Origin of the sequence: Limisalsivibrio acetivorans (genome assembly GCF_000421105.1) — a bacterium.
Lineage (GTDB): Bacteria > Chrysiogenota > Deferribacteres > Deferribacterales > Geovibrionaceae > Limisalsivibrio > Limisalsivibrio acetivorans.
In genome coordinates, this window is sequence record NZ_ATWF01000002.1 from 41,795 (window position 1) to 61,721 (window position 19,927).

15 protein-coding genes are annotated in these 19,927 nt (G+C 48.1%); 10 read left to right on the plus strand and 5 right to left on the minus strand.

The annotated features are described in order from the left end of the window. The first annotated feature begins 61 nt into the window (after positions 1–61). Together K300_RS0111445 and K300_RS0111450 are read left to right on the plus strand one after the other, a co-directional pair. A complete protein-coding gene (locus tag K300_RS0111445; protein ID WP_022851811.1) occupies positions 62–871 on the plus strand; it encodes an outer membrane protein assembly factor BamD in 810 nt (269 codons plus the stop codon). An 11-nt stretch (positions 872–882) separates the two neighbouring features. Further along, positions 883–1,947, plus strand: a complete 1,065-nt coding sequence (locus tag K300_RS0111450) for a PorV/PorQ family protein (protein ID WP_022851812.1) — start codon at positions 883–885, stop codon at positions 1,945–1,947. A 117-nt stretch (positions 1,948–2,064) separates the two neighbouring features. On the opposite strand, the gene K300_RS0111455 is transcribed toward K300_RS0111450, so the two are convergent. From K300_RS0111455 to K300_RS0111470, 4 genes are all read right to left on the minus strand, one after another. Then, positions 2,065–2,535: a hypothetical protein gene (locus K300_RS0111455; protein ID WP_022851813.1), complete on the minus strand. Its 471-nt coding sequence runs from the start codon at positions 2,533–2,535 to the stop codon at positions 2,065–2,067. Positions 2,536–2,642: 107 nt separating this feature from the next. Further along, positions 2,643–7,523 carry a PAS domain S-box protein gene (locus K300_RS15475; protein WP_022851814.1) on the minus strand — a complete coding sequence of 1,627 codons (4,881 nt, stop codon included), beginning with the start codon at positions 7,521–7,523 and terminating at the stop codon, positions 2,643–2,645. Between the two features lie 110 nt (positions 7,524–7,633). Next, positions 7,634–8,800, minus strand: a complete 1,167-nt coding sequence (locus tag K300_RS0111465) for a THUMP domain-containing class I SAM-dependent RNA methyltransferase (protein WP_022851815.1) — start codon at positions 8,798–8,800, stop codon at positions 7,634–7,636. A gap of 84 nt (positions 8,801–8,884) precedes the next feature. Further along, a complete protein-coding gene (locus K300_RS0111470) occupies positions 8,885–9,898 on the minus strand; it encodes an HD domain-containing phosphohydrolase (protein ID WP_022851816.1) in 1,014 nt (337 codons plus the stop codon). A 217-nt stretch (positions 9,899–10,115) separates the two neighbouring features. On the opposite strand from K300_RS0111470, the gene K300_RS0111475 reads away from it, so the two are divergent. Genes K300_RS0111475 through K300_RS0111490 form a run of 4 tightly spaced genes read left to right on the plus strand, consistent with a single transcriptional unit; the run spans position 10,116 to position 16,192 of the window. After that, complete coding sequence (locus tag K300_RS0111475; protein WP_022851817.1) at positions 10,116–11,180, plus strand: hybrid sensor histidine kinase/response regulator; 1,065 nt, start codon at positions 10,116–10,118, stop codon at positions 11,178–11,180. Positions 11,181–11,183: 3 nt separating this feature from the next. Beyond that, complete coding sequence (locus K300_RS0111480; RefSeq protein WP_022851818.1) at positions 11,184–13,313, plus strand: cache domain-containing protein; 2,130 nt, start codon at positions 11,184–11,186, stop codon at positions 13,311–13,313. After that, the gene (locus K300_RS16320) at positions 13,306–15,405 is read left to right on the plus strand and encodes a cache domain-containing protein (RefSeq protein ID WP_022851819.1); all 2,100 of its coding nucleotides are present in this window, start codon (positions 13,306–13,308) and stop codon (positions 15,403–15,405) included. The genes K300_RS0111480 and K300_RS16320 overlap by 8 nt, the downstream gene beginning before the upstream one ends. Positions 15,406–15,433: 28 nt before the next feature. After that, on the plus strand, positions 15,434–16,192 hold the full coding sequence (locus K300_RS0111490) for a J domain-containing protein (protein WP_022851820.1): 759 nt from the start codon (positions 15,434–15,436) through the stop codon (positions 16,190–16,192). Here the strand turns inward: K300_RS0111490 and K300_RS0111495 are convergent. Next, positions 16,179–16,604 carry an EamA family transporter gene (locus K300_RS0111495; protein WP_022851821.1) on the minus strand — a complete coding sequence of 142 codons (426 nt, stop codon included), beginning with the start codon at positions 16,602–16,604 and terminating at the stop codon, positions 16,179–16,181. The genes K300_RS0111490 and K300_RS0111495 overlap by 14 nt on opposite strands. A gap of 221 nt (positions 16,605–16,825) precedes the next feature. On the opposite strand from K300_RS0111495, the gene K300_RS16325 reads away from it, so the two are divergent. Genes K300_RS16325 through K300_RS16775 form a run of 4 tightly spaced genes read left to right on the plus strand, consistent with a single transcriptional unit; the run spans position 16,826 to position 19,925 of the window. Further along, the gene (locus tag K300_RS16325; RefSeq protein WP_022851822.1) at positions 16,826–18,196 is read left to right on the plus strand and encodes a GGDEF domain-containing protein; all 1,371 of its coding nucleotides are present in this window, start codon (positions 16,826–16,828) and stop codon (positions 18,194–18,196) included. A 28-nt stretch (positions 18,197–18,224) separates the two neighbouring features. Next, positions 18,225–19,382 carry a hybrid sensor histidine kinase/response regulator gene (locus K300_RS0111505; RefSeq protein ID WP_022851823.1) on the plus strand — a complete coding sequence of 386 codons (1,158 nt, stop codon included), beginning with the start codon at positions 18,225–18,227 and terminating at the stop codon, positions 19,380–19,382. Further along, entirely contained in the window at positions 19,382–19,819 is a 438-nt protein-coding gene (locus tag K300_RS15490; RefSeq protein ID WP_022851824.1) for a response regulator transcription factor, read from the plus strand. The genes K300_RS0111505 and K300_RS15490 overlap by 1 nt, the downstream gene beginning before the upstream one ends. Next, the gene (locus K300_RS16775; RefSeq protein WP_022851825.1) at positions 19,776–19,925 is read left to right on the plus strand and encodes a hypothetical protein; all 150 of its coding nucleotides are present in this window, start codon (positions 19,776–19,778) and stop codon (positions 19,923–19,925) included. The genes K300_RS15490 and K300_RS16775 overlap by 44 nt, the downstream gene beginning before the upstream one ends. Positions 19,926–19,927: the final 2 nt, after the last annotated feature.

Here is a 19,927-nt window from a genome sequence, read left to right on the forward strand (position 1 = left end):
TTGCTACCCCCTCCCCCGGTGCTAAAATCAGATATAACACCTTTTTAAACAGGGGGAAACCATGAAAAGAATCACTATTTCTGTCCTGATGCTCCTCTCGCTCTTTATCTGGGCGTGTGGGGGGGCCAACTCCTTTGAGAGCTTTGCGGATGATGATTCCGGCGAAGCGAGGGACTACGAGATCCAACAGGCCCTTGATGACGGCGATTACGACAAGGTAATCGATATGCTGGAGGATGAGACCGACCTCAGCGACCAGGAGCAGATCTATCTTGCCTCCGCCTACCTCGGCCAGGTGGGCATCGACTTCATCAACATCCTCGATGTTGTGGACAGCGACAACATAAACACCTTCAACGTTATGGCATCCATGTTCGGCTACGACAACGTGACAGCGGGCGTGAACCGTGTGGGAGAAAAGACCGTAGAGCAGTATTACGACGCCCTCACAAAATCACTCACAGCCCTTGAAGAGGCTAATGAGGATGCGGATGTTAAAACCTTGCGCGGCATAGCCGGTGCCATGGATCTAATCATGATAGTGGCAGAAGCGGCCATCGATATCACAGGGGTAAACGTACTCCCCCTGACAGCGGAAGGTGTGGAAAATGCACTCGATAACGCCGGTGTTGAGGATGTGAGCGCCCAGCAGATAATCGACAGCGTAGAGAATGCCGATGTCCGCATAGACAGGGATATGAAGGCCGTTGCCGGAACCATCGAGGTCTTCCTCGATCTGAACAACGATGTTCAGGGCGCCAGCGACCTTCAGGAGAAGTTCGAGGATTTCATGGACGAACTCGATTACGACGGGGACGATGTTTATGACGCTGATGACATCGCCCACTATATAAACAACGAAGTTTACTAAGGGGGGATTCGATGAAAAAGCTAATAACAGCCCTTGCGGCGCTCTGTTTCTGCCTCCCCGCCTTCGCCTCATCCCTTGAGTACCCCTCCATCATGCGCTCCGGGAAGGCTCTGGGTATGGGAGATGCGTATTATACCATGGGTGAGGATCAGTATACCCTATTCTACAACCCCGCAGGTCTCGCCAGGATAGAGAATAAGCGGTGGAGCCTGCTCAGCCTTCAGCTTGAGTGGAACAATAACTCCGAGGATACCTACAGCGATATCGAGGATACGGACTTCAACAACGAGGATGAGGTTGCCGACTTCCTGCGTGATATAATTGGCGACTATCAGCACGTGGGAGCCTCCATATTCCCCGCCTACTATAAGAAGAACTTCTCAGTGGGCGTCTTTGCAGGTGTTCAGGCCACAACACTTGCCAGCAACCGTGTTTATCCCGCAACGGATCTGGACGCAGTTGTGGATATGGGTGTAACAGCCGGTGTATCACGCTCGTTTATGAAGGACAGGCTCGATGCGGGTCTCAGCGTTATGCTCCTTAACCGAAAGAGTATAAACAAGACCTACACGGCAGCAGACATAGCACGTGCCGATTTCGATGAGATTATCGAGGATGACATAAAGAGCGGTACGGGGATCCTCGCAAACGCCGGCGTTATCTTCAACATAACCCCCAAGGATAAGAGCGATATGCGTGTCGGCGCCGCTGTGAACAATATCGGCACCACTGATATGGGCGATGCTGAGGATGTGGACACCACAGCCACCGTATCCTTCGCCGTATCACCCTCCTTCGGCGAACTCAAAACAGATTTCGTTGCGGATCTGCGTGATATAAGCAAGTCATACGATGAGGATGATGATTACGCCAAAAGGCTTAACCTCGGCGCAAGGGCACAGTGGAAGATGCTCAGCGCAAGGGCGGGCCTCCATCAGGGATATGCCAGCTTCGGTATAGGAGCGGATCTGAAATACATAGGCATAGACTACTCCTTCTATCAGGAGGAGATGGGAGCCTACGCAGGACAGCAGGAGGACGAGCGCCACATCGTTACCATATCAGCAGGGTTCTAGGGCTCAATTCCCCCCTGCAACAAACAGCCAGAAAGCATTCTGGAAGTTTATAAGAAACAGTTCAATAAAAAAGCCCCCTCGTTTTGAGGGGGCTTTATGTATTAAATATCTATTATATTAAAAGCATTTTTTGCGCACGAAGGTTAGTGCGTCGTCGGTTAGGCTGTCGATAACAAAGTCCCTGGAACCGGATTTCATATCCTTCATGATATAGGTTTCCCTAAGAAATTTTCCGTCACCGGAGAAAACACGGATACTGTACTCGATATTACCCGTACCGGAAAGACCAAGCTTCTGCTCTGCGCCATCACTCTTGGGACCTGCGTAGCTCACAATAACACTGCGGATAATAAGGTCTGCATCCTCACTCTCATAACCGAAGCTGAAATCATACTCGCCGAACTGGTTCTCCAGCTTTGTTCTGAAGGTTTCGTGGAGGTCGCTGCCGAACTCCTCAACTCCCCCCGCCTCAACGCTGTAGTCCGGTGGCATAACCAGAACATTCTTCGCTATCCTGCATTCTTTGGGGGTGGTACAGGCGGCGGCGATCATCATCACTGCCCCGATTAAAGCAAGCCTAAGTGCCATTATAGTACGCTCCTGTGAAATTGATCTGCTTATATGGCATAAACAGCGGGATAAATCAACTTACCCTGCTTAAATAGACAGGTTTATTATATAAATGTTCAGTATTATCAGCAGTTCCGGCAGGGGTCCAGTATGATCTCAAAGCAAGCTCCCCCTTCTATGTTGAAGGCGTTAAGCTCTCCGTTCATCTTACCCTCGACGATCATCTTCGCCATGTAAAGCCCGATGCCGGTTCCTTCCTCACCCTTGGTGGTGAAGTACGCCTCGAAAAGGTTACCCAGGACTTCGTCCGGTATGCCGCCGCCGTCATCCTCTATGCGTACGGAGATACGTCCATCCCTGTCGGAAAACAGTATACGGACAATACCCATCTCACCCGCCTTTCTGCCCTCACGCTTCCACTTCTCCTGGACGGCATCCTTTGCATTGACGATAAGATTGAGCACAACCTGCTTGAACTCATTGGGGAGCCCGCAAACCATCCTTTCCATGAGCGTTTGATCCTCAAGCTCCACAGAATGCTTTACGTTGAACTTGGTCAGCTGAGGCTCAATAAGACCCAGAACATCCTGCACACTCTTATAAAGGCAGAAGGGAACTGTCTGTACAGAGGGCTTGAAGAACTCACGGAAGTTGTCCACTGTCTGGGACATGAAATCCACCTGGTTCTGGATGTTCTCCATGGAGTCCTTCAGATCCTCAGTTGTAAGGCTCCCCTCGGTGAACTCTGTCTCTATCATCTGGCTCAGAAGCCCCACGGCATTAAGGGGCTGCTTCCATTGATGAGCAATAACACCTATCATCTCACCCATGGCCGCCATCTTAGACTGCTGTATAAGCATCTGCTGCTGTTGTTCCTTCTCCTTTTCAAGGGATTTCAGCTGGGAGATATCGGAAATGGTCGTAACCTTATAAGCGCTTCCATCGGGCTGTTCTATCCTTCCAGCGCTGACGATAAGGGGAACAAGACTGCCGTCCTTTCGCCTGTTCTGCCACTCATAGGGGAGTTCAACATGCTTCCCCTCAAGGAATGATGTGTAAAGATCAAGCATATAACCCTTATGTTCCTCAGGAACCATCATAGTGAAATGATTTCCGAGAAGCTCACCAGCTTCGTATCCGTTTATCTCGCAATATGCATTGTTTACCCGGATAAAATTCCCATTCTCATCGGTGAGGCATATCCCAACTTTGGAAACATCGAAGAGGGACTGCAGAAGGTTCTCGTTCTTCTTAATCTCCTGCTCGGCGGTTATACGGTCGGTTATGTCGTGGAAAACGCCGTACATCCTTACAGGGATATCATCCCTGTCCATCTCCACACGGCTTATGGCATCAATACTCCTCGTTTCTCCATCGACTCTTATAATTCGATACTGAAACTCCATTGTTCCGCCTGAAACCAGCTGTTTCTCGATAACCTCATCTATAAAGTCGATGTCATCCGTGTGGACAAAGCTTTTAAAGCTGTCGAAGGTAAGTTCACTGCTCTGGGGCTCAAGCCCCATCATGCGGTAGGCCTCTTCGGACCATATAACCCTGTTATTTGGTATATCCCATTCGAAACTGCCGTAGTGGGCTATCTGCTGGGCATCGGCGAGGATCCTGTTGCTCTCCTCAATGCGGCGTTTTGCATCCTCCAGTTCTACCGTCCTCTCGGAAACACGCTTCTCAAGGTTCTGATTCATATCCTGCAAGAGGGTCTGGTATTTAATAACCTCGGTAATATCCGTGAAGGATACTATATACTCATCCTGATTCTGCTCGTCCAGCTTAAGCGGTGATACTCGGTAGTCCACGAGGAAGGTGCGGATCTCGTCTGTGCGGACATCCTTCATGAGAACCTTGGAATCCTTCTCCTCGGCGGTATTTATAATCAGCTGACGAAGCCATTCGCCGCTGTCATGACCTGAGATGTAGCCATCTTCATCCAGAAAGAGGTCGCAGACACACTGATGATCCCTTTTGAAGTCCTCAAGGCTTGAATACCCTGAGAACTCAAGGAGGTTTTTATTGCAGCTTTTCAGTATGTACCCGTTGGTGGTTGCTATCATGCTGGACTGGGAATCGAGGATATTCTGCAGGTAATCTCTGCGCCTCTCGATCTCCTCCCTCTGCTCTACGATGGAGGATATATCTTTGACGATTGCAAGGCGGTTTACGGGCTCATTATCCGTACCCTTGATGAGGCTTACACCTATTGACGTCCAAACCTCATTCCCATCCGGTCTGCGGAAACGCTTCTCTGTACTGTAGCTCTCTATCTCTCCATTCAGGAGCTGTCTGTTATATTCAGTTCCCTTATCATGATCCTCGTCAACACTCAACTCAGATACTCTGTTGCCTAAAATGCTCTCTTCGGTAACCCCTACCATATTGCAAAATGCGGGGTTTGCCATGAGCACCCGCCCTTCGAGATCCGAAAGCACGATACCGCTTACGCTCCTGTCGAAAACTGCCTGCAGAAGGTTTCTGTTCTCCTCGAGGTTGTTCTGAGTTTTCTTAATATCTGTAATAACATTGCAGATTATCATCCCCTGCTCTATCTCCCCCTTGTAGCCCTTTATCGGGAGGGTGATGATCTGCAACCATTCCTCTCCAAGGCGGTGCTCAAAGCGGGAGACCTTACCTTCAAGCGCCTCATTCATATGGGGAACCACTTCGGCACAGAAGTGTTCACCCATAGAATCCCAAACCTTCTTCCCCTCAAGGGCGCTTTTCTCGATTCCGTAGCCTTCTAGCCCTTTACCTTCTGCTATGCTGAAACGAAGGTCTGTGTCGTAAAGCATAATCGCGCCATTGAGGTAATTCTTTGCAATGTTGATATATATTTCCCGGCTTCTTGCAAGCTCGATGGTCTTCACCTGGAGCTCTTCATTCACCGTAATCATCTCTTCGTTTGTGGACTGGAGCTCCTCGTTGGATGTCTCGAGCTCTTCATTGGTGGACTGCAGTTCTTCATTGGAGGAGTGCAGTTCCTCGTTGAGAGCCTGAAGTTCTTCGTTCGTAGTTTCGTATTCCTCGATAACAGTCTGCAGATGCTCTCTGGTTGCGATAAGATCCTGTTCTAGCTCACTGATTTTATCATCACTCTCCCTGTTCGTAGGGATAGAATCACTCTGCTTTGACCCGATACTAGTCTCCTCGAAGGATATAAGATAGTAGGGGTCGTCATCATCGCTGGAAGATAGATGAACAGGGGAGACACAAAGGCGTATGCTGGTTTTATTATTATGTTTATCTTCTACAACCACAGCGTTGCCCTTACAGTTATCCCCATCCTTGGCACACTTAAGGAGCAAACCCTTAAGCTCCAGGGCAAGACGATCATCAATCATCTTAGTTACGGACAGGCTCGCCTCACCGTGGGCTAACTTAAGGAAACGATCCACCTTTCCGCTAACCTGAATAACGTTATGGTTAACATCCACAAGAACCGAAGGAGGGGCGTACTGCTCTGCAAGCGTTTGGCTCATGGCGACACCAGGACTCAATAAAGTCTTTCCGCTCTTCTTTTCTCGACTCCTCTTATCGCTTGTCTGGCTGGGCATAGGGGGCATCTTACCGGAGCTTTCGGCGGAACTGGTGTGCCAATGGCGCTTCTTGCGGTATATCCTGTTTCTGTCGTCCACAGTTTCGAAAAGGTCGCTCTCGTTCCAGGGTGATTCACTCCTGCCGAGTACAAGGAAACCACCGTTATTAAGGGAGTAGTGAAAAAGCTGGAGAACCTTCTTCTGCAGTTCGGGTTTAAAGTATATCAAAAGATTGCGGCAGCTTATGATATCCATATTGGAGAAGGGTGGATCCGCAGTAACATCCTGCTTGGCGAAGATAATAAGCTCTCTCAGTGACTTGGACACACGCCAGCGAGAATCCTCCATGGAGAAATACCTGTTGAGGATCCTCTTATCAAGGCCGGAAACTGCAGCATCGGTATAGAGCCCCTTTCTGGCAACCTCAAGGGCCTCCATATCTATGTCTGTGCCGAATATCTTGATGTTGCAGCTGTGGAGATCCCTGCCCAGAGCCTCGGATAGAGTTATGGCGATGGAGTATACCTCCTCGCCTGTGGAACACGCCGGAATCCAGATCCTCGGGCTCCTGGCCCCTTTCTCACACTTGATAAAGCTCTTTACAACCTCGGAAAGGTTCTTGAACACATCGATATCACGGAAAAATGATGTCACTGATATAAGGATGTTTTTACAAAGGGCATCCGCCTCGTTGGGATTTCTTTTTATATAGTCGGAGTAATCCTGTACAGTCGAGACCTTTATGGCGCTCATGCGCTGGGACATACGGCGGAGGATGGTATTCGGTTTATACTCGAAGAAGCTATAGCCTGTGCGTTTCTTAACAGATCTCAGTATTTCACCGATGTAATCCTGTTCTGTGGAGCTCACCTCATCCTGCTTTATGGGGGGAGCTGCCCTCAGAAGCTGGGCTATCTCCTGCCCCATATCCTCCGGCTCCATTATGTGATCCACGCACCCGGTGGCTATGGCTGCGGTGGGCATTCCGTTGTATTTTGCGGATTCCTTCCCCTGGCACAGGACAAACCCTTCAGCAGCCTTAATAGCCCGGACACCGTGGGATCCGTCCGAACCGGTACCGGAGAGGATAATACCGATGGGCTTATCGAGGTCGTCCTCTGCCATGGAAACAAAAAGATTGTCCACAGAAGGCTTCGGGCCTATAGCATGCCCGGGCTCACGGAGCATAATACGGCCGTCTTTTATGAAAACATCTCTGTTAGGGGGTGTTACGTATATGGTATTGGGGCTAGGATCTATTCCGTCCTCAGCATTCTTAACATCCATTACAGTACTGTTTTTGAGGAGTGATGAAAGCATACTGTGATGCTTGGGTGAGAGGTGCTGTGCAATAATGTAAGCTATATCCATATCCACCGGAAGCTTTGGAATAAGGAGCTTAAGTGCCTCCAGACCTCCAGCGGATGAACCTATCCCGACTATCTTCTTCGCCATAAAACTATCCGTATCTCCTTAACGGCTGCTTGCCATCCCTAAGAGATTTTAGCATAAGCTCGTAATTAAACAAATAAACATAAAACGAGCACGGTCAGTACAAAACACAGCTAGTCCTTGTTTTTCTTGCTACCTGAGTATATCTCATATCCAAGCAGACGGCACTCTATTTTGGAGTTCCAGAAGACGGTTTTTGATGATGTTTTAAGACCGACCTTCTTGGCAAGATCCATATTGCCCGTGAATATATACGCACTGCACCCGGTACAGCTCTGCTTGAAGAAATCGCCTATTTCGCCGTATACCTTTTCAAGTTTTGATACTTCCCCCATCCGCATTCCGTATTCAGGGTTGAGCATAACAACGGTTTCACCCCCGGGGATCTCTGTCTCTTCAAAGGGGACCTTGCCGAACTCTATAAACCTCTCAACACCCGCTTCGGCGGCATTGCTTTTCGCCGCTTCAACGGCTTCGCTGTTGATGTCTGTGGCTATTATCCTGCCGTCAAAACCTTTGCGTACAGCGGAGAGTGCATCACCACGCATCCGCTTCCACTCCCGTTCGTCATAATCGAGAATATGCATAAAACCGAAGTTCCGCCTGATCAGCCCCGGTGCCATATTAAGACCACGCATCGCCGCCTCTATGGCAAGGGTTCCACTGCCGCACATGGGGTTTACAAAGTTTTTAGTACCGTCCCACCCGGAAACCTCAACACAGGCTGCCGCAAGGGTTTCCTGCATCGGCGCTTTCATAGGATTAAGCCTGTAGCCCCTTTTGGAAAGAGCCTCTCCGGAGCTGTCTATATAGAGTGCACAGCCACCGTTGCGCCAGTGAAGGAAGATGACCGTTTTATTGAGAATGGGCCCTGAATCGGGTCTTCTCCCTCTTTTAGAGGAGATCCTGTCCACAACGGCGTCCTTGAGCCTCAGGTTTGCAAACCGGGTGTCCCGGATATTATCGTTAAGCACCGAGGAGGTTATACTCACATAGCCACGGCTGTCGATGATATCCTCCCAGCCGACCTTTGAGACCTCCTTATACAGCTCATCGGGCCCAGCCGCTCTAAAGGTTTTAAGGAGATACAGCACCCTGTGACCTATGCGCAAATGGAGGTTAAGGCGCATGCAGTCCCGCATGGTTCCTTCGGTCTCCACGCTGGCTATACTTTTCTTGGTTATTTCGAATCCGAGAGCCTCCATCTCCTCTGCAAGGAAATCGGGCATTGCTTTAGGGCAGGTTACAAGGATCCTGCTCTTCTTTTTGAATAGTGACATTTATACCGCTTTATATAGTTATTTTCGAGCATATTACACAGAAGACAGAATAACTTCAAGAATGATAAAACAGTGTAGCCTGTTTTAATCCGAGTATTCTGAACCGAGCTGTACGATCCTGTCGAAGTTTTTCTCAAATTTGTCTGTTATCTCTGGCTCAAAATGGGTTCCCCTCCCCTTAAGGATCTGCGCCAGAGCCTCTTCCGGGCTCCATGCCCTTTTGTAGGGGCGCTCGGAGGTGAGTGCATCGTAAACATCGCATATGGCAACTATTCTACACTCCAAGGGGATCTCTTCCCCCTTAAGCCCCTGGGGGTAGCCGCCCCCCTCCCATTTTTCATGGTGGAGCAGAGCAACCTTTCTTGCCAACTTAAGCAACTCAGAATCATCATCGGGGAGCAGGTTATGCCCTATCACAGTGTGCTGTTTCATAATCTCAAACTCTTCGAAGGTGAGCTTCCCCGGCTTCAGAAGGATCTTGTCCGGAATACCGATCTTACCCACATCGTGCATAGTGCTGGCCGTTGCGAGCAGTTCCGCCTGATTGTCATCCATACCGAGCTCCTTCGCCATAAGCTCGCAGAAATAGCTCATCCTGTGGATATGCATTCCCGTTTCATTATCACGGAACTCCGCCGCATGACCAAGGCATTTAACGATATTAAGCTGGGTTTGACGAAGCTTGGCTGTTCTGTCACGGACGATATCCTCAAGACGGTCACGGTGCCCCTTGAGCTCCAGATGTGTTCTGACTCTGGCAAGTACAACGGTCTCGCTAAGGGGTTTGGTAATGAAATCCACCGCACCCGCTTTAAAACCTGCGGCCTGATCACTGTCGCTGGAAAGTGCTGTGATAAAGATAACCGGGATGTCCCTGAGTATGGGGTCGTTTCTGAGCCTGCGGCACACTTCGTAGCCGTCCGGCTCGTCCATCATAACATCAAGAAGGATAAGATCGGGCTGCTTTACAGTAGCCATTTCAAGGGCTTCGCTACCCGAAGAGGCCGTAATTACGGAGTAATGATCCGAGAGCATCTCCTCCATAATATCGAGATTTATTACTTCATCATCCACAACTAAGATTAACTGATTATTCATTATTTACCACCAAGTGAATAAATTAAACCTGCGTATTCTTGCATTATAAGAAAATAGTGTGTGCAATAGATACACTCAAGATGTTTTTTCCATATTGAGTAATTATTTTTTTGACACATTATTAAACAATGATATTTATGATTAGTTTCAAAAGGCAATTAGCCTTAATTTAACTTTCCCCTTATGTTAACATGTAAAAAAATTATCAGGTGCCTTGATGGATAATGAAAACAAAATCCTAATCGTTGATGATGATCCTCTTAACATAGACATACTCGAGGAGATTTTCTCCGATATATACCGTGTGAAGAGTGCCTCTTCCGGCGAGGAAGCCCTTGAGCTTCTTGATTCATACCGACCCGATCTTATCCTTATGGATATTATGATGCCCGGCATAGGAGGGTATGAAACGTGCAGAAGGATACGCAGAAGCGTGAAACACAGGCTGGTTAAGATCATTCTCGTTTCGGGCAAGGGGATGACCGAAGAGCGCCTTGAGGGCTATGAGGCTGGCGCCGATGACTATGTAACCAAACCTTTCAGCGATGACGAGCTTCTGGCCAAGGCAAACGTGTTTCTGAGACTGAAAAGGACCGAAGAGGTGGACAGGATCAAAATGGACATCCTGAACCTCTTCTCCCATGAAACCAGAACACCGCTCAGCTCCATCGTAAGCCCAGCTGAACTCCTGCTTGAGGATACAAACCTTACCGAGGATCAGCGCTATCTGCTCAAAATGATCGTATCAAGCTCCGAGAGGCTGGTGGATTTCATAAACAAGACCACCCTTCTCTGCAACCTGAAAGGCGGCCAACGGCTTAACACATACATAGCGAGACCCTCCGATGTTGTTCTTGCGGCTAAGGAAAGACTTGCCGAGCAGTTCAGGACCAAGAACGTGCGCCTCTCTGTCTCCGGCGACGAACTCGAGCCCGCAACGGCAGACTGGGAGATGATAACCCACGCAATAACTTATATCATGGACAACGCCGTAAAGTACTCCCCCCACGGAGCTGAGGTTAAGGCCGATATCCAAAAGGAATCGCCAGATATGGTTCTATACAGAGTAACGGACAACGGCCCCGGCATAGATGAGGAAAACTATCGTGATCTCTTCGAGGAGTTCCACGTAGATGAGATTATGCACCACCATAAGGGGCTTGGGATAAGTCTCTCCATAGCTCGCTATGTGGCCAGAGCCCACGGCGGTGATATATCCCTCTATAACTCCGAAACGGGTGGAGCTGTCTGTGAATTTAGAATAAAAGAGCAACAAGGGTAAGGAATGGATAGAGAAGGCGAAGACAGAAAGATTGCCGCACTTAGCTTCCTGAGCCTGATCTCTGTGGTCGCTATCTTCGCAGTAACAATCAGCTTTATATTCATTTCATCAAATATCCGTGAGATAAAACGTAAGTCCCAACAGCTGCAAAACCAAATCTATGATGTCCGGCGAGATGTATTGAGCGGCAGGCTTGCCTCGGAAACCAGAAGGATAACTTACGCCTCCGAAGAGATGAAGAGCAGAACCGAATCCGAGCTCCTTGAAAGGGTCCACAACGCTTACTCTGTAATCTATAGAACATACAGAGACATGGCGGGTGAATATCCCGATGCGAAGATTATCGAAACAGCCGCATCGCTACTTGATAAGATGCGCTTCAATAACGGCAACGGATATTACTTCTTGATAGACATGAAGGGTTTATCCCACCTATTCCCCACAAACCGGGAAATGGAGGGAACCAACATCATAGGACTGCAGGACAGCAACGGAGTCTTCATAGTCCAAAAGATGCTTGAGATAGCAAAAAACCGTCGTGAGGATTTCCTGGAGTGGTCTTGGTACAAGCCGGACAACTATCTACTGATGTATGAGAAAAAAGGCTATATAAAATATGTTGAAGCTCTGGATCTCTTTGTAGGAACCGGTTTGTACAAGGAAGATATTATAAATGAGTCCAAGAACGTAATCCTTAATGAAATGCAGAGACTTAGCAGACTGAATCCGAAGGAAGAGCGGCTGAGCATTTATGAAATAACAGAGACCGCTGATGGGGACAGGTTCATCGAAACACTTCTGGAAAAAGGTGATCGTTACACGGAAAAACCCACACCCGGCTACACCGCTAATATACTGGAAAGGATAAAAGAGGAGAATCAGGTCTGCATATCAAACAGCCTATACCGTGAACAGGAGGGCTACGCTGTGCCCGCACTCTCCTGCTTTCGTCTTATTGAAGACTGGAACTGGATTATTTCAAGAACCATGTCCACCCGTGATATAAGCGATCTGGTAATGAGAGAGGAGCATCTTCTAAGGGAGGGGCTGAAACGAAACATATACATACTCGCAGGGGCAGTTCTCAGCGCTTTGCTCATAGGCGTTGTAATATCTTTTGTTATCGCAAGTAATATAAGCAGTATCTTTCGTCGCTATGGCAAGATAAACAAAAACCAGACCGACAAGCTGGCTGCCGCCAATCAAAGGCTTCATGAAAAGATTAAGGAGCGTAAAGAGGTGGAGGAGCAGCTCGTGCGTGCAAGGGCGGAGCTTGAGAGAAAGGTGCAGGACAGAACTCTGGAGCTTAAGCGGAAAAACGAGTTCCTTATTGCTGAGAATATTGAGAGGAAACAGGCTGAAAAGGCACTGATTAAAGCAAAAGAGGAGGCGGAAACAGCCAACTTTGCAAAAAGCGAATTCCTCACAAACATGAGCCAGGAGCTTCGCTCCCCGATGCACGAGATACTAAGCTTCTCCCGTTTCGGTATAGACAAGCACAGCAAGGTCCCCCCAGAAAAGGTGCAGAGATATTTCAGCCAGATTAAGGACAGTGGAGAAAAGCTGCTTGGGTTCCTGAATTCACTGCTCGAGCTCTCAAAGCTTGAGGCGGGAAAGATGGAGTACCGGATTAACGTTACCGATGCAAGAAGCGCCGCCGAACAGTCTGTTAAAGAGCTTGAGCTTAACCTTAGCGAGAAAGGTCTCGTTGTGACCATAACCCCCGAGGGTATTCAACAGCCGGTTTATGCGGATGTAGGAGCAATACTGCAGGTTTTCCGCCACCTCCTTTCCTCACTCATAAGGGTAGCAGAGAATAATTCGGAGATATCCATAGCCTTCGCACCCTCCAGGCTCCAGAGAAAGGGGGAGGATGTTAAGGCCCTCGCCGCAGAGATAAGGCTGACGGAAAACATCTTAACCGATAAAGAGGTTTCCGAGCTTTTCAGCGGATATGCAGACAAGCCCAAGCCGGACGGCTCAAACACCTTCGGGCTCGGTCTCTCCATATGCCGCGAGATCATCCTTGTCCACGACGGCGATGTATTTGCCGCTAGAGAGGGCGCAGAGACTGTAATCCGCTTCATATTGAAATCACCCGAAGAGGTTAAAGGTGACAGCCTCAATGAATGAAAAGAAGATTTCAAAGATATCCCTTTATACCTCCCTCGGCCTCACAGCCGCCCTCACCCTTATAGTTGCGGCCGTTTTCTTCATAGGCTACTACACAGACTACAAAAGGGACCGGGAAGCACTGCAGGATGACTACGAAAGAACGCTTAAGGATGTCCTGAGAACCAGCGTAACCGAAGAGATCGAGCGTATAAGCTTCTACCGGAACATTATTTCCGAAAACCTCCGAATCGAGATCAAAACAAGAACCGATGAAGCATGGAACATAATGAACAGCATCTATAACGATTATAAAGACGAGCTGAGCGAAAGGGAGATAAAACAGAAGATCTACGACACCATAAAGCCTATCCAGTTCAACTCCGGCAGGGGTTACTATTTTATAATAAACAGCAACCTGGATATCGTCCTCCATGGCACCAATACCCCCCTTGAAGGGCTTAACGTTAACGATACCCCTCTGGAGCTTGCAAAAAGCTTCATCACACAGATGAAATCCCTGGCGGACTCCCACCAAAATGGATACATAGAGTACCGCTGGACTAAGCCCTACGACAGGGAAAATCTATACATGAAATACAGCTATATCAGGAATTTCGAGCCATTCGGCTGGATTATCGGCACTGGGGACTATCTCGATGAGGCGGAAAAAAGCGTAAAGAAAGATATCCTGAACAGCTATAAATATACCAGTAACTTATCACTCCATAAGGAGTTCGTTTCCGTAAACGAGATATTCAACATGCACGGCGGAAGAGACTTCGCGAGGGTTCTCGTATTCACAGGAAATGAGGAGCTTCAGAACATGCTCATTTCCGATAACTACACCGATGAGGAAGGAAACTTATACCTGCGTGATATAATGGACGATCTTCGTGAAAATGGAGAGGCCTTCGTAAAGCATCTTGTGAGAATCCCCGGAGAGGATGAACCAAGAGTACGTATGGTCTATTTCCTCCTGTACCCGGAATGGGACTGGATGATAGGCAAAGGCTACTATCTTGAGGATATCAAGGATGAGATAGCCGGTAAAAAGGCGGAGCTCCTTAACAGGGTCATAATGGACAGCATATACACCCTCGCCGCCCTTCTCGCCGTTGCGGGGCTTGCAGTATTCATATCATTCAAAGTATCGGGGAGAATAGCATCGGGGGCAGAAAAATACCGCAGGGAAAACAAGCAGAAGAAGGATAAGCTCCATGAAAGCAACCGCCTGCTCTGGGAAGAGATACGCCAGAGAAAGCTCACAGAAAACACCTTAAGGAAAGCCGGCGAAGAGCTTGAAAAAGCCGTAAGGGAACGAACCGCAGATCTGGACGATGTAAACCGTCACCTGCAGGAGGAAAACCGGAAGAGGAAGGATATTCACACAGAGCTTATACGTGCTAAGGAGGATGCGGAGAATGCCAACAAGGCTAAATCCGAGTTTCTGGCAAATATGTCCCACGAGATACGCACACCTCTGCACGGTATCCTGAGCTTCTCCAATTTCGGATTGAAGAAACTGGGCACAGCCTCAGAAGAAAAGATCGAGCACTACTTCATACAGGTGCACGAAAGCGCAAACAGGCTCATGACCTTCATAAACGACCTGCTGGATCTATCCCGGCTGGAGGCAGGGAGTATGGACTACCGAATACAGGAAGAGGATATCCTGCCTGTTCTGCAGTCCATCGCCTCGGAGTTTCAGGAATCACTAAACGAAAAAGGGATTATTCTTGAGATGCCTAAAGAAGGCGCCACAGCCTCCATTGACCGTTTACGCATAGGTCAGGTCTTCAGCAATGTTTTATCGAATGCCATAAAATTCTCACCGGATAACAGAAGCATAAAGGTAGAACTGATTAAACACAGAGGGTTTGCAGAGGTTAGAGTAAGAGACGAAGGGCACGGGGTTCCCGATGAGGATAAAGAGAGGATCTTCCATAAGTTCATCCAGAGCGCCAAAACCAAAACAGGGGCAGGCGGAACCGGACTAGGCCTTGCTATATCCAGGGAGATAATATCCTATCACGGCGGCAAAATATGGACCGAAGACCCGCCATCGGGGGATGGTAGCGTCTTTATTTTCACCGTCCCCGCAGACTCCTGACAGGCACGCTCCTTGCTTATTAATCCGCATGATGAACAATGCGGAACTTATTTCCTGTTTAAGCAAACTTTACGGCACAAGGGTAAGCTCTCCTTCTCCGGAACTGCTGAACAGCGATTCTGTTAAAAAGCAGTTCAGAAGGATGGCGATGAAGCTGCACCCTGATATGAACAGAGGGGCGGACGAGGAAACCTCACGCAGGCTCGGTGATTCCTTTATCAGCGTGAACGAGGCCTATAAAAACCTTCTAGGCTACTTGGAATCATCTGGTGCATTCACAGCACCGTCCTCAGTATTTCGGCAGAGAAGTACTGAGAAACCTCAGTACTCATCCCCCGGAAACAGCAGCGGTTCACAGCAGAGAGCCCACACCAGCCGCAGAAAGCGGGACTTCATCCCCTCCAGAAAGTTGAGCTTTGAGGAGTATCTCTACTACACCGGAATAATCACCTGGCACGACTTTATCGCCGCTAAAATATGGATAAGAGCGGGGAGGAGCAGGCTGGGAGAGATAGCTATAAAATGGGGATGGATAACACGCAGAGACCTTGAAGCTGTTCTACCAGAGAAACGATTCGGCGAGCAGGTCGGGGAGCTCATGGTGCGCAGCGGGCTGATAACAAGGTTCAGGCTCAATGTTCTTCTTCGACTTCAGAAGCAGATGGAACCGGATGTGGAAGAATACTTCCTCAGCAGAGGCATACTCAGCGAAAGCAGGATGATGCAGCATCTGACCAATATGAAATACTACAACTCCTGCTTTGAGGAAAAGGCTAGCTGCGGTTGATAAGTATAAGCCCGATAATGCAGAGTATGATGCCGAGCCCCGTGGTCATGCTTATGGTCTCCTTAAAGAAGGCATACCCCACCGGTATCAGAAAAAGCCCCACAAGAACACTGCATACAACTCCGCCGATGTTGATGTTCCAACCGGCTCTGTAGGCAAGAAGAAAGCCCAGCTCAAGGCCAACAATGGACATGCCAAGGCCTATGCTGGCAAGGTTCAGCCGGCGGAACGTTTCTGTGAATCCTTCCGCCGCAGGGAAGAAGGGGATAAGAAGAAGTGATGTTGCGGCGGCTGTGAGATATGTCATCACAAGGGAAAAAACGGGGTTAACGTTCACAGGTATCGACTTCTGGAACACATGGTATAAAACATTCGAGAAAACGGCCATCATCATCGGAGCCCAGTAAAGCATAATTGCACCTCAAACAAACTGGAAGAAAGATATAGATATCCACCTAAAACCCTTTAAATGTCAAGCTCTTTAAATATCTTACATAATAGCAGAGAAAAACTAGCCCCTGTGTATATGTGCAGTTGAATATATCCATGATTTAATGTAATCTAAAATATTACTGCATATGAGTAATAATACCTGTCAGGTATTATTTTTACTTTTTTATTTATGGTGATTTTATGAAACGAAACGCACCCAGCATAGTCAAGAAAAGCCGGGTTTATATGCTCCTGATGGGCGTGATTGTGGGCATTATATTCCCATTCTTCACCGTGATAGTGCTCAACTTGAACCCAAAGGACGTTCTGAACACAAAGTTCTTCGTCTCCTGTATTATTGCAGGCATTCTGGTGGGACTGCTATCTTCGGTAATAACCAGCATAACGATCCTCAACAAGCTCACAACCTTCCACGAGGCGCTCGTAGATGTGGTCAAAAACATCAAAGCACACAAGCAGGGGATGCGGAAGGTGGAGGAGTGCGACTGTTTTGTTCTGCGGGACACCTCAGACATCATCGGCGACATTCAGGAGAAGTACAACGAGCTGGTGGAAACCATACGCAACTCCTTCCTCCAGCACCAGCACATGGACCAGTTTTTCACCGTGCTCAACCATTCCATAGAGTTCAGAAACCTTAATAAAAACGTGGTGAAATTCATAACAGAGACAGTACAGCCCGTTCTCGCAGCAGAGATATACTGCTTTAATGAGCATAACAAATTCCTCAAATGCGGCGCAGTATTCGCCCATAACGCTCCCACGGAGCAGTTTAAGGATTTCCTCCAGGATGTTCTGGAAAGCAGGGAGGTTATGGAGCTTGAGGAGAAGAATCTCTTCTTTATTGAGGGACTTTTCTCCGTCCGCCCCAACTCCGTTGCCCTCTTCCCCATAGCAAACGATACAAACAAGGTGGGCGTGCTTGCGGTTTATCTCTCCAGAAAGCTCATGGACGATGAGCGGGGGATGATCGGCAAGCTTCTTAATCAGTATACCCTCGCCTACCAGAGTTCGCTCAGCTTCAACAGGGTTCAGGATATGGCCTCCATCGACGAGCTGACAAGAATAAACAACCGACGCAACGGCATAGCGCTGACAGAAGACGTGCTCGAAAAAGCCTACGAAGATCGTGAACCCGTCAGCCTGCTAATTATGGATATTGATCACTTTAAGCAAGTAAACGACACCTACGGGCACCAGGCGGGTGATATGATACTCCGCGTTCTCTCGGAAAAAATCAAAAATATGATAAGGGGCACCGATATCTTTCTCAGATACGGCGGTGAAGAGTTTCTTATCGTTATGCCTGGTACACATATTGATGATTCCTATAAGAGGAGTGAAATAATACGAAAAGCTGTTGAGGAATCAGAATTCCTGTGGAATAATAATTCTATCCAAGTTACCATCTCTTTGGGTCTTTCGTGTACAGAGATCGGAACCCAGAATAACTATGATCTTGATACACTTCTGACACAGGCCGATGAAGCATTGTATCTCGCTAAAGAACAAGGAAGAAATCGTTCTGTGCTGTATATGAAGTGCGAATAAACTCTTTTACCACGGAAAAGATGAGAGAATGCCGAACTCAAAGAAGCTTATCTACATTATTGATGATTCCAGTAGCTACCGCACACTGCTGAAGGCCATTCTCAACAGCTACGGTTTTGAGAATGTAACCACCTTCGATTCCGCATTGGAAGCGATGGAGGCTATGATCGATTCTGCCAGGAACAACAAACCCCTCCCCTCCCTTATCATGATGGATGTTGTAATGCCCGGCATAGATGGTATCGAGGCCACCAGAAAGATAAAGTCCGACCAGAAGTTTTCGGACATACCCATAATAATTATCACCGTTAAGGACGACGAAGCATCCCTTGAAAAAGCCTTTGAAGCGGGTGCGGCGGATTACGTTATCAAGCCGGTAACCAAGCTTGCTCTGCGTGCCAGGGTTCAATCCCTGCTTAAGCTGAAAAACGAGATAGACAACAGAAAGCAGAGAGAGAAAGAGCTGGAGAGCCTTACAAAAAGGCTGGAGGAGCTGAACGAAACCAAGAACCGCTTCCTCGGCACAGCCGCCCACGATCTCCGGAGCCCCCTTTCCAGTATCAGAGGCTTTTCCGAATTCCTGCTGGAAGAACTCGAAGGAAAGCTTGATGAGGACCAAACTGGAATGCTGGACATGATCCACGACACCAGCTCCAGTATGCTGAATCTTGTGAATAACCTACTCGATGTAGCAGTTATTGAGAGCGGTAAGTTCGATCTTTTCCTTGAAAAACACTCTATGGTAAAGCTCACAGAGAGCAGGCTTCAACTTTTGAGCAACCTGGCCGTACAAAAGCAGATAGCCCTGCTCACCGACCTCAAACCTGTTCCAGAGACAATGCTTGATGTTCAGCGCATGGGTCAGGTGATAGATAATCTAATAAGTAATGCAATTAAGTTTTCACCTGAGAAAAGCTCTGTTATGATAAAGATGCACGAAGAGGGCGGCTATATACATGTCAGCATCTCTGACCAGGGTGTGGGAATAAGCGATGAGGATATGCCTAAATTGTTCGGAGCGTTCCAGAAACTAGGCAGCAAACCCACCGGAGGGGAGAAAAGTACCGGCCTCGGACTCTCCATTGTCAAAAAGATTGTAACCGCCCACGGCGGCGATATAAAAGCAGACAGTAAAGAGGGCGAGGGAACAACAATGACCTTTACCCTCCCCGTAAAGGAGCAATAATGAACGCACTTCCCAGAGTATTTCTAGTGGATGACGAGCCGCATATCCGCATGCTGATGAAAAAGGTCATCCAGAGCATTAAGTGTCAGCTGGTGGGAGAAGCGACAAACGGCAAGGAAGCCATTGAGTTCATAAGCAAGTATAAGGTTGATATAGTTTTGATGGATATAAATATGCCCAAGATGCCCGGCAACGAAGCTCTCCCGTATATCATAGAGCTTCAACCCGATGCAGTAATAATTATGATCACATCCGTGGCGGATATCGAAACCGTTGGGGAATGCCTTAAGAAGGGCGCTGTTAACTACGTCCGCAAGGATACCCCCATCAAGGAAATACGTAAAATTATCGTTGAGTCTTGGAACGAATACGTGCAACTCAGGAGAAAGAAGGATGAAGGAGAAATACAGCCTGAGGGATCTTCTTCAGGAGATTAAGGAAGACGAAGAGTTCGAGAAAATGACCCAAAAGAAGCTTACCCAGGACGGTATACAAAGGCTGATTAAGAACAAGGAAAAAATCAAGCTTAAGAAAGAAGAGTAGCC

What these genes read in the sequence shown, in the direction of transcription:
- K300_RS0111470 (WP_022851816.1), bottom strand. Translation starts at nt 9,898, where the DNA reads ATGAATAATCAGTTAATCTTAGTTGTGGATGATGAAGTAATAAATCTC.
- K300_RS0111450 (WP_022851812.1), top strand. Translation starts at nt 883, where the DNA reads ATGAAAAAGCTAATAACAGCCCTTGCGGCGCTCTGTTTCTGCCTCCCC.
- K300_RS0111455 (WP_022851813.1), bottom strand. Translation starts at nt 2,535, where the DNA reads ATGGCACTTAGGCTTGCTTTAATCGGGGCAGTGATGATGATCGCCGCC.
- K300_RS0111480 (WP_022851818.1), top strand. Translation starts at nt 11,184, where the DNA reads ATGGATAGAGAAGGCGAAGACAGAAAGATTGCCGCACTTAGCTTCCTG.
- K300_RS0111495 (WP_022851821.1), bottom strand. Translation starts at nt 16,604, where the DNA reads ATGCTTTACTGGGCTCCGATGATGATGGCCGTTTTCTCGAATGTTTTA.
- K300_RS16320 (WP_022851819.1), top strand. Translation starts at nt 13,306, where the DNA reads ATGAATGAAAAGAAGATTTCAAAGATATCCCTTTATACCTCCCTCGGC.
- K300_RS0111465 (WP_022851815.1), bottom strand. Translation starts at nt 8,800, where the DNA reads ATGTCACTATTCAAAAAGAAGAGCAGGATCCTTGTAACCTGCCCTAAA.
- K300_RS16325 (WP_022851822.1), top strand. Translation starts at nt 16,826, where the DNA reads ATGAAACGAAACGCACCCAGCATAGTCAAGAAAAGCCGGGTTTATATG.
- K300_RS0111490 (WP_022851820.1), top strand. Translation starts at nt 15,434, where the DNA reads ATGATGAACAATGCGGAACTTATTTCCTGTTTAAGCAAACTTTACGGC.
- K300_RS15490 (WP_022851824.1), top strand. Translation starts at nt 19,382, where the DNA reads ATGAACGCACTTCCCAGAGTATTTCTAGTGGATGACGAGCCGCATATC.
- K300_RS0111505 (WP_022851823.1), top strand. Translation starts at nt 18,225, where the DNA reads ATGCCGAACTCAAAGAAGCTTATCTACATTATTGATGATTCCAGTAGC.
- K300_RS0111445 (WP_022851811.1), top strand. Translation starts at nt 62, where the DNA reads ATGAAAAGAATCACTATTTCTGTCCTGATGCTCCTCTCGCTCTTTATC.
- K300_RS16775 (WP_022851825.1), top strand. Translation starts at nt 19,776, where the DNA reads ATGAAGGAGAAATACAGCCTGAGGGATCTTCTTCAGGAGATTAAGGAA.
- K300_RS0111475 (WP_022851817.1), top strand. Translation starts at nt 10,116, where the DNA reads ATGGATAATGAAAACAAAATCCTAATCGTTGATGATGATCCTCTTAAC.
- K300_RS15475 (WP_022851814.1), bottom strand. Translation starts at nt 7,523, where the DNA reads ATGGCGAAGAAGATAGTCGGGATAGGTTCATCCGCTGGAGGTCTGGAG.